The following is a 14,080-nucleotide window of genomic DNA, read 5'->3' as shown; positions in this document are numbered from 1 at the left end:
TTGTTTTACTTCTTGTCCAAGATATTGTGCAGACGATTCACCCAGTAAGCATAGTGGCGCTTGCTGTCCTTATCTGCGGCTGTGGCAAGTCTGGACTTGTAAAGCGTTTGTATTTCACGCACCTTTTCGTACATGAGAGCTTGCTTCACATTTGCAGGGATAGTTGCAAATACCGGAATACGGAAGAATGAAGTCTCTCCCTTACCTGCTTGCTCGGCATTGTTATCGCTATGCTTGTGGTTGTGTGTACAGCCATGGCTGCATTGCCATTGAGGCTTGGCGTCTTCCATCAACTCTTCAAATCTTTTCTGTGCAGTTACTACAACCGTAACCTGTCCTGATGAGGTGAGAAGAGAATTAAGAGCAGCGTCTTCGATGTCTCGGTCTATGTCTTGAAGCTTTTTACCTTCGTAGCTCTTGCGGAACAACATACGGACAGCATCGTTTACGTAAGCATCCAAAGAGTAGTTGTTCTTAGGATCTGCCTTGTATCCGTGTGCCACAAAAGCAAGACGGTAGTCGGCAAAGATCTGACCAATAACAGCGCGGGGCATCACATCGTACAGCGCAAGACGTGTTCCGTATTTCAGATATTGTGCCTCAGGGAATAGCCATGAGCGGTAAGTGCGCAGCTGATTGTCCAACCAGTTCATTGCTTGTTTCTGTTTCGCTTTCGGCTCATACGTTACGGCATTTTGGCTGTCGCCTTGTCTGTTTTCAGTATAAATGATGCCACCGAGATGAGGAATAACATGACCTACATGTCTGAAATACTGCATGGCGATAGCATTTTGCACATCCAGTAGATCGTCTGTACGCTCTTTATCTTTTTGCAACCACTTTTCGTAGTTTGCCATGATGAACTTAAGGTTCTTGATAGCAAGATCTCCGGCTTTGATGTGATCGTTGGACAGGTCTTCCATTTGGTCTGTCGGGTCTAATGAGATGATCTGTTGTGCACCGAAGCGATACATCGGATCATGATCTTTGGCTTCTATCCACTTGCGAAGTGTTGCCTTTTCATCTTCAGGATTTTTAGTGCCGGGGATCAGACGGTAGCCGTAATTGATTGCATGGATGTCATAAACACCGAGATTCGGAGGAGTAAGGCGCACACCTCTTTCTAAGTCGCCCGGTTGTGCCACGAAGTTGTTACGTGCATAGTCCATGATACTTGGAGTAGTACCATACTTTTGAGTGAATGACGGACTTCTCAGAGAGTCGATAGGAAAAGAGTAAGATGCACCCATGTTGTGCATAAGACCCAATGTGTGTCCTATTTCGTGAGCAGCAACGTATCTCATAGACTCTGCCATCACTTCGTCCGGGAACTTATCTGTGCGAACTCGCTTGTCTGCAGCGGCTGTCTGAACGAATCTCCAGTCGTGTAGAAGGCTTATAACGTTGTGATACCATATCACATCGGCATTCAGAATCTCACCACTGCGAGGGTCTACATAGCTTGGTCCCATGGCATTTGGTACTTCTGTCGCAGCATACTTGATACATGAGTAGCGCAAGTCGTCCGGGTCAAACTCAGGATCTTCCTGTGCATTCGGGTAGAGCTTAGCTACTACGGCATTCTTAAATCCGGCAGCTTCAAAAGCCGTGTTCCAGTCTTCCACACCATCAAGAATGGATTGTCTCCACTTCTTAGGGAATACGGTGTCCACGTAGAATATGATAGGCTTCTTCACTTCTACCACTTCTCCGCGCTTGTAAGCCTCCATGGCGGCAGAGTCTTTAGGCTCTACTCTCCAGCGGTGAATGATTTGGAAGTTTTCTATCTTATCTTTATCCGTTGTGAAACGAGTGCGATAAGAGCTGAAGTAACCCACTCTGTTATCTTGCAAACGAGACTGCATCGGTTCTCTTGGCAGTAGAACAAGCGAGCGGTGTGTTTCAAGAGTGTAGGCTTGGTCTGTTCTGTAAGACATCAGACTCTTTACCTCGATGTTCTTTGGGAAGTTTTTCACGGATGTTATTCTCGATCCGCCGGGAAGCGGAGCGGTAGGCATCTTCGTACGTGTACCCACCGGAGAGAGATAGCGTTCGCCTCCAACGAAGATTTGAGTAGCGTCTATGAGTACCTTACCATCCTTTGTACCCTTTATCGGGAATACGCGGATGATCGGATCCAAATAGTTTTTCTTGAAAGAGGGAATGATAGGGTCGTTGGCTGCAACCGAGATATAAGTGTTCACCTCGTGCATATAGACGGACTGCTTATCCTTTGTGAAGCGAACAAGGAAAGGATCTGTAACCATCTGTCCTGCCACATGTTCATTCGGGTTGCTCGTTTTAGAGATTCTGTTGGAGAGCAAGAAGTTGTCGTTATTTGTAAAGATCTCTTCCGGCAAAGCAAGATGAAGCATGCCTTTATCGTCCAAATAAGTGGTGAAAAGCCCTTGGCTCTCTTTCGCATCCTTTACCGCTGCCTTAAACTTCTCAGCTTCCGGATCCGGCTTGGCATTCTTAGCTGCCTCTTCTGCGGCTTTTTTCTGCTTTGCTCTCTTAGACATAAAGATTCTGGAGATGCAGCTGCTTTTCTTCTCCTTCTTTTCTGTCTTGGTTTCCTGCCCCTTTTCTTGAGCAAGAACGGCAGGTACGCCCGGTATCGTAACGGATACCACCATCGCTGCCGTCATGGCTATAAGCCATTTGTTTGTCTTCATAAGCGAATTTGTAAATATTGGTTGTTAAGTATTATATGATTCATCCTGTTCGTCGTCCGCATTCGGTCTCAGTATGAGAGTGCCGCAGCGGCTGCAATAGACTGCTTCGGGGTCTTCGGACGGATGTCCGCACGCATAGCAGTAGATGGATGCCGCGGAGGCAGTAGTGCCGTCGGACTGTTTCTTTGTCTTCTTTTCGAGATCTCTTCTGTGCCGTTCGGCTCTTGTGAGTTCAGAGCTGACGATACCTGTCGGTACTGCAATGATAGAATACCCCAACAGCATCACCACCATGGATATAAGCTGACCCGCCCATGTCACGGGCGTAATATCTCCATAGCCCACCGTGGTTATGGTGATCACTGCCCAGTAAACGGATCGTGGAATGTCGTTGAACATCGGGTTCACATCCCCCTCCACAAGATACATGAGAGAGCCTAAGATGGATACCAAAACGACAATAAAGAGCATGAATACCGCTATCTTCGGTGTACTCTTTCGTATAGCTCCGTAGAGCAGATGGCTTTGCTGTATGGCACCACCCATACGAAACACTCGGAACAGACGCAGTAAACGGAGTACTCTGAGCACCAACATGTAGTGCGTTCCTGAGAATGCGATGGCAAGGTAGGTGGGAAGGGTTGAGAGCAGATCCACTATCCCGTAGAAAGAGAAAGCGTACTGCATCACTTTCTTGGAGCAGTAGAGCCGGAGGAGATATTCTATGGTAAAGAGGAGCGTAAAGATCCACTCCAGGACGTTGCACACCTGCTTCCATGGGCTCTCCACGCCGACGCTGGAGTCTATAAAGACTACAAAAACGCTGAGAGCCACCATCACGAGGAGGATCTTATCGAATCGTTTGCCTGCCGGAGTATTTGTCCCGAAAAGGACTTCGTGCAAGCGCTCTTTGCTGTACCAGGCTCCTGCTGTGTGTGCTCTCTTTTGTGGCTCCGGATTGGGAGCGGTATTGTCGGACATTTCTCTCATTCTCACCGGTGCCGATCCTTTATTGCTTTTAACTGCATTGCGGATTGGCTTTTTATCGTTCAAAGATAAATATTTTTAGTCTATTGATGAAAAAATAATCACTAACTTAGAGTCCTGAAAAAGTGTTGTTTTATCTCCTTTTTCGGTTGCTTTTGCCCATCATCTTCAGCCCCGAAACGGGAACAATATTCTCCTATGGATTTTCACAAGAAAGCTCTTTACAGATATATCGTGGTATTTGCCCTTCTTGCGGCAGCTTTTTTTCTTGTCATTATGATGCGTATGCCGCAGTTTGCGATCACGATTTTGCTCTATCTTTCCCTCATTGTCGCTGTTTCGATGCTATGGCCTGTGTGGAAGTGTAAAATCAAGAGTCTGTTCAAGATACCGCTTTTCTATCTGTTGTTTCTCTTTTCTGTCGTTACGATGTTCCTTACCGATCAGATCACTCTCCAGATGATGGCGATTCTTTTTACTCTTTTAGACGGAATGTACCTCTTCTATATGGAGGTGGAAGGGGCTAAGAAAAAGGAGTAGCAACAGGCAATTTTTATATATTTCATCCCGCGCGAAATTCTCGTTTTACGGCTTTCTCTATTTTGATTTCTGCCTCTGTTTTCAGAGCCGGGAATTGTGTTAAATTGGGGCGACTCCATTAACACTAATTTTGATACTTGTTCATCCAAAACGCTAAACGAGCATATTCTTTCGGCTTAACGTGTTTAATTTTTCAATGAACACGTTTACCGATTTCATTTAATACGTTTATGGCTGTTTATTAACCAAAATTATGCCCATGAATCTGTCCAAGAGGAAAAAAGTTCGGGAATCGGGCTCTTTTATATTCTGTTGGTTATGAATAGAATACGGACTTTATGCTTCGTGATGACCTGAAAAGAGGAGAAAGCGGAGGGGAAAAATCGCCTTCCCGGACGGCTTGCGTCTTTGTATAAAAACTACCTAAAAATTTCTCCAATGATGTCCGCCAATCACTCCGGCAAGAGAAAAATATGAGCTGAAAAGAGAGAAAGAAAAAGTTTAGAGAGAAGAGGGGGTAGAGCTTGTAAGGGTAGGTTTGCAGTCTATAATCTTCACGCCATAGGAGTGGCAGGCTATGCCGTTGGGAGAAAAGTCGAATCTCACAATAAGTGAGGTCGATTCCTGCTCGCCTTTCTGGTCAAAAACGAAGTTGCCCAAGCTGTAACAGATATACTTCTCTCCGCTTCTGCGGATCGGTTGGAGCACGTGCGGATGGTGCCCCACAATGATATCCGCTCCTGCTTGTAAAAGGGTTTGAGCATCCCTTACCTGCTTTACGGAGGGACGTGTCCGGTACTCTGTCCCCCAATGTACCACTACTGCGACATAGGTTTTCGGGTTTCTGCGTTTGTACTTCCGTATCGTTTCGGAGAGCTTGGGAGCACTATGCTGGCATATTCCCGCCTTTTGGGGCAGAGGGAACCAGCCTTCCAACGGGATGAGTACCGTATTGAAGAGTGCCACTTTTACCTCTCCTTTACCGATGACAACAGGGGTGGAGCGTTCGGCATCCGTGTATCCGTAGCCGAGCGGAGCTATGCCCGATGCTTTGAGATGCCTGTAAGTGTCTCGAATGCCTCCGATTCCCTGATCGTTGGTATGGTTATTCGCCATCGCGGCGTGCGTGATACCTGCTTTTGCCAGAGCCTTTGCCCACTCCGGCTCTCCTCGGAAGATGAACCGCTTGTTTATCGGTGTGCGAAGAGTGGTTAAGGGGCATTCCAGATTGATCACCGTGGCATCCGCCTTATAAAACAGAGGAGAGACCGATGAGAAAAGCTCATCGATCCCTCTTCTTTCTATCTCTTTCCTTACGCCTCTATCCAGCAGGACATCGCCCGTAAAGAGTATGGAGAGAGTCTCCTCTCCGGATGTTTGGGCTGCTATTGCCATAGAGGCGGAGAGCAGCAGGCATACTATGTTCAGGATGGCTCTTGTCAGCATCCGGAGCTGTACTGTTCTCTGTCGTCAGATTTAGGAGCTTTGCCCACCACGAGAGGCTTCATCCAATCCGGTATGCCCGGAGCTTTCTCCTCTTCAAGTAGTTTTTGCCACTCTTCATCAGTGAGTCGCTCGTTGAGCGGACGCACAAACTCATAGTAGCTGAAGGTGGCACCGCGTGTGAGATAAAGGAATCCGTCTATCTCCACTACGACATAGATAGGATTGACATAGCCTGTACCCACGTGCAATACACCTTGTTTGTTACATTCCAGTACATTGCGAGTATAGATGTCTGCCACAACCGCAACGGAGCGATCGGGACCTTTTACATAGGTCCAGGAACTAAAGAACGTTCCCGGATCCAATATGGACAGGGTGTAGTCCTCTATGTAGCTTCCCAAAACCCCTATCATCAGGTGCTCGTTTTCTGTCAGGTTTTCTCCTGCAAGCTCTTTCTTGGTTACATCTATGAGGAACAGGATGTGTCCTTGAAGCTGATCTGTTTTCGACTCTAAATCTTTGGTAAGACAGTTGTGCTTCTCAAGCAACGCTTTCGTTACATCCAGGATCTCATTCATCTTCTCCCAGAAAGGAAGGTTGGGCTCTACATATCCTTTGACGTAAGGGTCCGGAAGACCGCCTCCACCGCATTCGGCAGCAACCGGTTGCTCTCCATAGAGAATGGCATCGTGCTTCAGCTCTGCCCATGAAGCCAATGCTGTGTTGAGATTCTTGTATCCCCACTCCTTGGTCTTCATGAAGTCCGGAACATTTTTGTCCATACGTACCATTGTAAACAGCGATTCCAACCATCTGTTGTATAGCGGTGGTTCTGCGGGTTTGTAGGTGCGGAATTTCTCTTTAAGGCTATCCAACTCGCCGGAGTAACCGCTCCACATCTCCTCTTCTTTATAGAAGTTTTTCAGAATATCCTCTGCTTGCGTCAAGCCGTTAGCAGCGAAAACATCAAGGCCTTTAGGGAATGCTCTCTTGCTGTCAGGGGTTATATCCACCAATTCTTGCAGGATCTCGTTGTCGGGGAGATAGCGTTGAGGCATGAAGTTGATCTTATCATGGCAAGTAAGTTCTATCTTCGGCGAAATCTTGTTCTTCTGTAATGCAAGAGATTTCATCTCTTTACGGATTGTGGCAATGCCCTCTGCACTTAATGCTTCACCCATTTTTGAGATGTTTTTCTTACGCATGATACCGACAACATCCATGACGGAGAGGTTGTCCGACTCACCTACAAGGAATACCGTTTGGCTATACATGCCGTCATAGAGGGCTTCGATAGATTTGCCTTCTCTGGTTTTGCTGCCTCTTAAAAGGATCGCTTGAAAGAGTGTTTTCTCAAAGTCTTCATCGCCATCGAGGCAGAAGTAGGCAACTTGCAGCCACATCATTGCACGGAAATAGGCTTTGGTCTGCTCCGAACGTGTATAATTGCCCCTTGGTTTGAATAAATCGAATGGGAAATCCGCACCTGTGGCAAGAAAAGCCGACATGGAGCTTTTCTCTTTGAGTATATTTTTGATCTCTTCTGCTACGGCATTTTCATATTTTTCCGCTACCGGCAGTTTTTCTCCCGTTAGAAGATAGTACGGAATAGCGTAGAACGCTGCGGTGTATTCTGCCAGTGCTTTTATTTTCTCTTCTCCCGTCTCCTTTGAAATGCGTGTGGCATTTCTGTACATGCTTTCGGAGATTTCTGTTATGGCAGGTATGAAGATCTCTTTTTCCAGAGACTTCAGCACATAAGAGAAGTACATGTGGAAGGTTTGCAGGAAAAGATCGGTGGTGATAAAGCTTGGGATGTTCTCATAGTCGTTCTGTTCGTACAGGTGGAATAGCTGTTCGTGCGTGCCGTAAGCGATGGTAAAGTTAAAAGCATCGAGGTTCTTCATGAACAGGGAATCCACTTCGTAAAACTGCCGATCGTTTACGATCATTTCGGTATTGCCCAAACGAAGATTGCCTTTGACTATATATTGCTCTTTTTTAAGCTCCTCTATCCGCTTATCGACTCTGGCTACAAAAGCGGCTTCTTCGGGTGAGAGCGTGATGTCGCTGTACTCTGTCGGGAAGTGTGTGCCGTTCTCTTCGGACTGTTCAAAGAGCTCTTCGTACAGTTTGGTGTACCAGTCCGTGTTGTTGGAGAAGAATCCGTTGATGTTTGCATCCATGAAGTAGAGTCCGTGAATAGCATACGGATAGTTTCGCAATAGCAACAATTCCTCCATTGTATAGGCTTCGATCTCTTGATTAAGGTCTAATGAGCGTGGCAGCATAGAATCCCCAAAAAATGGGACACTCTTTTCCGCCGGAGTCTCTCCGCTATTTTCTTTTTTTGAAGTACATCCTCCGATGGCAATGACAAGTATCAGACAGATGACAGATGCTAATTTTTTCATGAGGTTATAGTTTGAAAATGTATGTTTAAGCCGTTTGTTGTTTGGGTGGTATGGGGCAGAAACTCTTTCTTACAAGATCTTTTTTGCCTCCTCTTCCGTTATCTCTCGCGCGATGTAAGAAACAAATTTGAGACCGAAGCCCCTCCACTGATATTCTGAAACCAAATAATTGCCCGAAGGCTCCTGCTCTATCGTTCGCACACGAGCAGGAGAACAACTCCTGTCCACACGGAAATCGTACAGCGGTCCACCCATTTTGGAACCGAGCCAAAGGGGACGGACATAAAGATTGTCTGCAATGCGATACAAGAACAGACGCTTACGCACAACAGGGTCGAATCTTGTACTTTTCTCCACCCCCACTACTATCTCCGGAGTGGAATCGCCCCAAATATCGCCGTAATCGAATCTGTAAACCGGATAAGGGAGATTCCACGAGGAGCGATTGCCTCTACAGTTTACCATGTGAAGCTTGTAGTTGGAGTCTGTGATCCTTTCCAAGTAGACCTGTGAGCGTCCCCGTCCCTCTCTCCAACTTACTCTGTCTGCCTGCCGACCGCATGAAGCAACGAGAAGAAGCATCAAGAGAGGCAACATTGTATGGATAGTTCTGCCCATTGTATGTGTTGTGTGGTGTTTCGATACAAATATAGATATTTTACTGCTTTCAATTCGGGTTATCCCTTTTTTTGTATCTTAGCGCAGCAAACCAATACATCACAAAAGTTTACGTGGACCCTGACGGTAGTTTATCCTCGCTTTTTTCGGCCATAGAGGTAATGCCACTCTCTTTGGTCATATACATTGCAATAGCTATAAGTATTCTGCTACTCTTTCTTTCGGCATTCATGTCCGGCTCCGAAGTGGCATTCTTCTCACTCTCTCCTCAAGAAGTGGAAGAGATAAAGGAGCAAAAACACACCAATGATCATACTCTGGAACACCTTCTGAGAGACTCCGAACATCTTTTGGGCACTATCCTCATCGGCAATAATCTTGTCAATGTGGCTATCGTGATGCTCACTACTTATATCTTTCAGAGTGTTTTCGACTTCTCCGCAGCACCTATGATGGGATTTCTGTTCCAGGTCATAGGTCTTACTTTTTTGCTTCTGCTGTTCGGAGAGATCCTGCCCAAGATATACTGCCAACAGCGTGCGTTGCAGATTGCAAGGTCTTCTGCTCCCGTAATGGCTGTCTTTAAGAAGATCTTCTATCCGCTGAGTAAATTTCTTGTTTATCTCGGATCCATTGTGGGCAAAGGCATTGGGTACAAGAAGTATGAGCTGAGTCCCGAAGAGCTGAACAAGGCTATCCAACTCACCACAGATGCTGAAGAGGAGAAGGGACTACTGACCGAGATTGTAAAATTTTACAGTACCACCGTCTCTCATGTTATGACACCTCGCATGGATATGGTAAGTCTTCCTTACAATACACCTTATGACGAGGTTCTTTCATTCGTGAAAGAGAACGGATATTCCCGCATCCCGGTGTACGAAGAACGCATTGACAACGTGCGCGGCATCCTTTATATCAAAGACCTTCTTCCTCATCTTTCCGAGCCTGCCACCTTTGAATGGCAGAAGATCATAAGGGAAGCATTTTTTGTACCGGAGACAAAGAAGATCGACGATCTCTTGGAGGAGTTTCGCCGTCAGCGGATGCACATGGCTATTGTCGTGGATGAGTTTGGCGGTACATGCGGTCTTGTTACGCTCGAAGACCTTCTTGAGGAGGTTTTGGGTGAGATCTCCGATGAGTATGATGAGGAAAGCAAGCCTTACAAAATACTGAATGACGGTTCGATCATCTTTGATGCCAAAATCTCTCTTACCGATTTTCTCAAGGTAACAAAGATTACAGACCCCGATATATTGGAGCAGGGAGAAGAGGTCGATACCTTAGGCGGTCTCATCTTGGAGGCTAAAGGAGATTTTCCGGTAAAGGGAGAGACAATCTCCGTACCGCCGTACAACTTCATGATATTGGAGATGGGACGGAGACGTATATCCAAAGTAAAATTCTTCCAAGACCCTGATGCGGAATAGTCCGGAGGAGAAAGAGAGACGCATTTTCATCACAAAGATTCCGGATGAATCTTTGGGCGAACGCCCTGAATGGCAAGCGTTCAAACATCGGACCGCTCAGCAGATTCTACGGTATGCTTTTCCCGGACTGACGGAACGTTATGCTCACGCGGAGTCGGGGCGTCCTTTTGTTCCGGAGATGCCGGAGTGTCGTATCTCCGTGTCGCACTCCCTGCATCATGTTGCCGTTGCCGTTTCGTTTGCCGAGTCGGTTTGCGGGATAGACATAGAAGATAATCCCGAACGGGCAGAGCGGCTCGCGGAGAAGTTTGTCCATGAGCAGGAGTACGCTTTTATCGAGGAAGGGAAACTCTCTTTCGGCATCTTGTGGTCGGCAAAAGAGGCTGTCTATAAGTATGTGAGCCATAGAGGGCTGACGGAGTTCAAGAACAGAATCATATTGCAGAGAGTCCTTTCCGCAGCACCATTGCGGCTGCTCTTCTTTGCATATACCTCTGCGGAGGAGCCTCCTCTGCTTGTGGAAGCAACGGCGATACCTTTGGATAACGGAGTATTGGTATGGGCGGATAAGCCTGAGAGTGCATCGCCCGGCATCGTTCAAGTACCATTCGAGACAATATCTTCAATCACAGTATAAACTAATACCAAATATTTATCACATGATTTCTGCACAGTTCGACCATTTTAACTATAACGTAACAGACTTGGAGCGCAGTCTGAAGTTTTATGAACAGGCTCTCGGCCTGAAAGAAGTACGTAGAAAAGAGGCATCCGACGGCTCTTTCATCCTTGTTTATCTTGGGGATGGCAAGACCGGATTTACGCTTGAGCTGACATGGTTAAGAGATTGGGACAGACCCTATAATCTGGGTGATAACGAGTTTCATCTCTGCGTAAGAGTTCCGGGAGACTACGATGAAGCAAGAGAGTATCACCGTCAGATGGACTGCGTCTGCTACGAAAACGAATCCATGGGTCTCTACTTCATTTCCGACCCCGACGGATACTGGATAGAAATCCTTCCTCTTAAGAGAGGCTGACCTCTTGTGTAAGCCTTTTTCCCGCACCTTTAAGAAGCCCTTTTCGGAGGGCTTTTTTTATATATTCCATCCCGAAAAATGCTCACTTTTTTCTTGTTCTCTATTTTGGTCGGAGGGGTCATTTCCGGAGCACGACCGGACTGTTAAATTCGCCCCGGTTTGTTAACACCATTTTCGATACCTGTTCATTCAAAACGATAAAGCAGTATATTTTGTCGGCTTAAAGTATTAACCGAAATCAATAAACGTGTTTACCGATTTCATTTAATACGTTTACCGGATTCAATTAACGTGTTTAGAATTTTTTGTTCTATCTGTTGATTATTAGAGATTTAGCCGTTTTTGTGCTTTTGGAGACATAAAAAGGAGAAAATCTGCATTAGGATATGTTTACAGACGAGTGCTCCGATTTTGATTTTTATTAACGCGAATTTGGGGCATGAAACCGCACAAAGAGAGAGCCGATGCCAAATTTAAGATTTTCATTATCTGCTTTATTGTCAGATGATTATTCCTTTTAATGAAATGTTTCATCATAAAACGGCAGAAAAAAGAGACGCCTCAAGAGAGACTTCTCAAGAGGCGTTTTTATATAAAAGCTCCCATCGGAAGGGGGCATAATTCTGACCAAAATCGGAACAAAAAAGAGGTGAAAAAGAGTCTCTCCACTGCTCTTCCAAACTGCTGCCGTTATGCAAGGAAATAGGAGGTAAGCATGGAGGTAACCAACATATAGATAAACATACCTATAAGGTCGTTACTGATGGTGATGAACGGACCCGTTGCTCTTGCAGGGTCGAGCTTGAATCTCTCCAGCATCAAAGGGACAAATGTCCCGAATATACTTGCAAACATGACTACGGAAAAGAGAGAGATGGAGACCGAAGCCATTACGATCATATCTTTGAGATAGAAGTAGTTGTACACAAATACGACCAAAGAGATGATGCTGGCATTGATCAATGAGACGGCAATCTCTTTTGTTACAAGGCTCCAAAGCGATCCCTCCTTGATGGTATTGTTGGCAAGACCTTGCACGATGATTGCCGAAGATTGTATTCCTACGTTTCCTCCCGTTCCCCCGATAAGCGGAATGAAGAGCGGTAGCGTAGGATTGGAAGCAAAGATATGCTCATAACCGCCGAGGATGACGGAGTTGCCTATCCCTCCTGCCATACCTATCAGCAGCCACGGCAGGCGTGCAGCGGTTTGGCGAACGATGTTGTCCGTTGTCTCGATGTCTTGCGTGATACCGGATGCAAGTTGGTAATCCTTTTCGTGAATATCGCGCATCTTGTCCACGACATCGTCCACGGTGATGATCCCTAAGAGTCTGTCTATCTCGTCTACTACGGGAACAGCTACCAAGTCGTACTTTTCGATCACGTTGATGGCCTCTTCTATCGGTTCATTGTCTCGGACGGAGATAGGATCTTTCTTCATCACGTGCTTCACCTTGGCGACGGACGGGTTGGTGATTACCTTCTTTATGGGCAGCACTCCACGCAGTCTCTCCTGATCGTCCACCACGTAGATGTAATAAATTTCATTCAACTCTTCTGCCTGCGCACGCATCTCTTCCACGCACTTGGGCATACTCCAGTTTTCATTTATCACGATCATTTCGGTGGACATGAAGCCCCCGGCTGTGTCTTCATCGTACTTCAAGAGGTCGATGATCTCGCCCGCCTGCTCTACGTCCGCGATGTGAGAGAGGATGTCTTCCTTTTGGTCTTCGTCCAGCTCACGCATGAGATCCACCGCATCGTCGGTATCCATGTTGTCGATAAAGGTTGTGGCGATCTCTTCACTGGAAAGACGGTCGAGGATTTTAGCACGTTCGTCCTCGTCCAGCTCCATCAGCGCATCCGCCGCATCCTCTCCTTCCAGAACCCGATAGACGTACAGCGTCTCGTCCAAAGAGAGCAGCGTGAAAAGCTCGGCAATGTCGGCAGGGTAAAGATCCTTTATAAGCTCTTTTACGGCTGCTTTATTGTCTTGGCTTATCTCTTTTGTTAGCTCCTCTATAAAGCTTTTTTGAAAGTCTATCATAGGTCTGAGCAAGTTTTAGAACCCTGTGTCTCTGCACTCTGTTGCGATAGAATGTGAGGTGTGAGGCGGAGGGTTAGAGTTATGAAATCTTCTACACTGAGCTGCTCCGGGCGTTTGTTGAAAACAGGATCTGCATAGTCGGGATAGTCTGTTCCGAGAAGAGGACGAAGAGAATTGCGCATCGTCTTTCTGCGTTGATTGAATGCCGTCTTGACCACTCTGCGGAACATCTTCTCGTCGCATCCCAACTCTTTCCTGCTGTTGCGGCGTAAGAGTATCACACCGCTCTGTACTTTCGGAGGTGGTAGAAACACTTCGCGTCCGACGGTGAAAAGATACTCGACATCGTACCACGCTTGCAGGAAGACGCTCAGAATACCGTAATCTTTCGACCCGGGAGGGGATGCCAACCGCTCTGCCACCTCTTTTTGGAGCATGCCGCTACATAGCGGGATGTACTCTTTATGCTCTAAAATCTTGAAGAAGATCTGTGAGGATATGTTGTAGGGGTAGTTGCCGATGACGGCAAACGACTCTCCGTCGAAAATGAGGGAGAGATCCATCTGCAAGAAATCGCCTTCGATGATGTCTCCTTCCAGCGAAGGATAGTGCGTTTTGAGGTAAGAGACGGACTCTGTATCTATTTCTGCGACTTTTACCTGCCTTCCCATCCGGAGGAGATACTTCGTAAGCACTCCCATACCGGGTCCTACTTCCAAAATGGGAAGCGGACTGCCGGACATCGTCTCGGCTATGCGGTAGGCGATATCTTCGTCTCGAAGGAAGTGTTGTCCCAAATATTTTTTTGCTCTTACGCTCTTCATCTTATTTGGTATCTTTGCGCAGTAATAAGACAAAATTACAAAAAAGCCGCT

At 46.5% G+C, this 14,080-nt stretch carries 11 protein-coding genes; 4 read left to right on the top strand and 7 right to left on the bottom strand.

Features of this window, described 5'->3' with window-relative positions:
• Window positions 1-5: 5 nt before the first annotated feature.
• Window positions 6-2,675 (bottom strand): zinc-dependent metalloprotease, encoded by a 2,670-nt coding sequence (locus JT26_RS07680; protein ID WP_052110455.1) that lies wholly within the window; start codon window positions 2,673-2,675, stop codon window positions 6-8.
• A 24-nt stretch (window positions 2,676-2,699) separates the two neighbouring features.
• A complete protein-coding gene (locus tag JT26_RS07675; RefSeq protein WP_235300048.1) occupies window positions 2,700-3,665 on the bottom strand; it encodes an ion transporter in 966 nt (321 codons plus the stop codon).
• Between the two features lie 195 nt (window positions 3,666-3,860).
• Here JT26_RS07675 and JT26_RS10910 point away from each other — a divergent pair, with 195 nt between their 5' ends.
• Window positions 3,861-4,202 (top strand): hypothetical protein, encoded by a 342-nt coding sequence (locus JT26_RS10910; protein WP_036848401.1) that lies wholly within the window; start codon window positions 3,861-3,863, stop codon window positions 4,200-4,202.
• A 501-nt stretch (window positions 4,203-4,703) separates the two neighbouring features.
• Here the strand turns inward: JT26_RS10910 and JT26_RS07665 are convergent.
• The 3 genes from JT26_RS07665 to JT26_RS07655 all read right to left on the bottom strand — a co-directional run bounded on the left by JT26_RS07665 (window position 4,704) and on the right by JT26_RS07655 (window position 8,680).
• Entirely contained in the window at window positions 4,704-5,648 is a 945-nt protein-coding gene (locus JT26_RS07665) for a CapA family protein (RefSeq protein ID WP_036848399.1), read from the bottom strand.
• Entirely contained in the window at window positions 5,642-8,062 is a 2,421-nt protein-coding gene (locus JT26_RS07660) for a DUF3160 domain-containing protein (protein ID WP_036848396.1), read from the bottom strand. The genes JT26_RS07665 and JT26_RS07660 overlap by 7 nt, the downstream gene beginning before the upstream one ends.
• Window positions 8,063-8,131: 69 nt before the next feature.
• Entirely contained in the window at window positions 8,132-8,680 is a 549-nt protein-coding gene (locus tag JT26_RS07655; RefSeq protein WP_235300045.1) for a nuclear receptor-binding factor 2, read from the bottom strand.
• A 113-nt stretch (window positions 8,681-8,793) separates the two neighbouring features.
• Between JT26_RS07655 and gldE the strand changes: the two genes are divergently transcribed.
• From gldE to JT26_RS07640, 3 genes are read left to right on the top strand one after another with little or no spacing between them, the layout of a single operon-like run.
• Window positions 8,794-10,113: a gliding motility-associated protein GldE gene (gene gldE, locus JT26_RS07650; protein WP_036848393.1), complete on the top strand. Its 1,320-nt coding sequence runs from the start codon at window positions 8,794-8,796 to the stop codon at window positions 10,111-10,113.
• The gene (locus JT26_RS10255; RefSeq protein WP_052110432.1) at window positions 10,103-10,750 is read left to right on the top strand and encodes a 4'-phosphopantetheinyl transferase superfamily protein; all 648 of its coding nucleotides are present in this window, start codon (window positions 10,103-10,105) and stop codon (window positions 10,748-10,750) included. The genes gldE and JT26_RS10255 overlap by 11 nt, the downstream gene beginning before the upstream one ends.
• A gap of 22 nt (window positions 10,751-10,772) precedes the next feature.
• Entirely contained in the window at window positions 10,773-11,153 is a 381-nt protein-coding gene (locus tag JT26_RS07640) for a VOC family protein (RefSeq protein ID WP_036848391.1), read from the top strand.
• A gap of 690 nt (window positions 11,154-11,843) precedes the next feature.
• On the opposite strand, the gene mgtE is transcribed toward JT26_RS07640, so the two are convergent.
• Both mgtE and rsmA read right to left on the bottom strand, forming a co-directional pair.
• On the bottom strand, window positions 11,844-13,205 hold the full coding sequence (mgtE, locus tag JT26_RS07630) for a magnesium transporter (RefSeq protein ID WP_036848386.1): 1,362 nt from the start codon (window positions 13,203-13,205) through the stop codon (window positions 11,844-11,846).
• A complete protein-coding gene (gene rsmA, locus JT26_RS07625) occupies window positions 13,202-14,029 on the bottom strand; it encodes a 16S rRNA (adenine(1518)-N(6)/adenine(1519)-N(6))-dimethyltransferase RsmA (protein WP_036848384.1) in 828 nt (275 codons plus the stop codon). Before rsmA ends, mgtE begins: the two co-directional genes overlap by 4 nt.
• Window positions 14,030-14,080: the final 51 nt, after the last annotated feature.

Origin of the sequence: Porphyromonas sp. COT-108 OH1349, from assembly GCF_000768755.1 — a bacterium.
In the GTDB taxonomy this organism is placed as follows: domain Bacteria; phylum Bacteroidota; class Bacteroidia; order Bacteroidales; family Porphyromonadaceae; genus Porphyromonas_A; species Porphyromonas_A canoris.
The sequence above is the reverse complement of the archived record's forward strand: the minus strand, read 5'-3'. Positions and strand labels throughout refer to the sequence as shown.

Bases quoted from the DNA above. Each gene is read 5' to 3' on its own strand.
- JT26_RS07665 (WP_036848399.1), bottom strand. From the start codon at position 5,648: ATGCTGACAAGAGCCATCCTGAACATAGTATGCCTGCTGCTCTCCGCC.
- mgtE (WP_036848386.1), bottom strand. From the start codon at position 13,205: ATGATAGACTTTCAAAAAAGCTTTATAGAGGAGCTAACAAAAGAGATA.
- JT26_RS10255 (WP_052110432.1), top strand. From the start codon at position 10,103: ATGCGGAATAGTCCGGAGGAGAAAGAGAGACGCATTTTCATCACAAAG.
- JT26_RS07660 (WP_036848396.1), bottom strand. From the start codon at position 8,062: ATGAAAAAATTAGCATCTGTCATCTGTCTGATACTTGTCATTGCCATC.
- JT26_RS07680 (WP_052110455.1), bottom strand. From the start codon at position 2,675: ATGAAGACAAACAAATGGCTTATAGCCATGACGGCAGCGATGGTGGTA.
- JT26_RS10910 (WP_036848401.1), top strand. From the start codon at position 3,861: ATGGATTTTCACAAGAAAGCTCTTTACAGATATATCGTGGTATTTGCC.
- JT26_RS07640 (WP_036848391.1), top strand. From the start codon at position 10,773: ATGATTTCTGCACAGTTCGACCATTTTAACTATAACGTAACAGACTTG.
- JT26_RS07655 (WP_235300045.1), bottom strand. From the start codon at position 8,680: ATGGGCAGAACTATCCATACAATGTTGCCTCTCTTGATGCTTCTTCTC.
- JT26_RS07675 (WP_235300048.1), bottom strand. From the start codon at position 3,665: ATGAGAGAAATGTCCGACAATACCGCTCCCAATCCGGAGCCACAAAAG.
- rsmA (WP_036848384.1), bottom strand. From the start codon at position 14,029: ATGAAGAGCGTAAGAGCAAAAAAATATTTGGGACAACACTTCCTTCGA.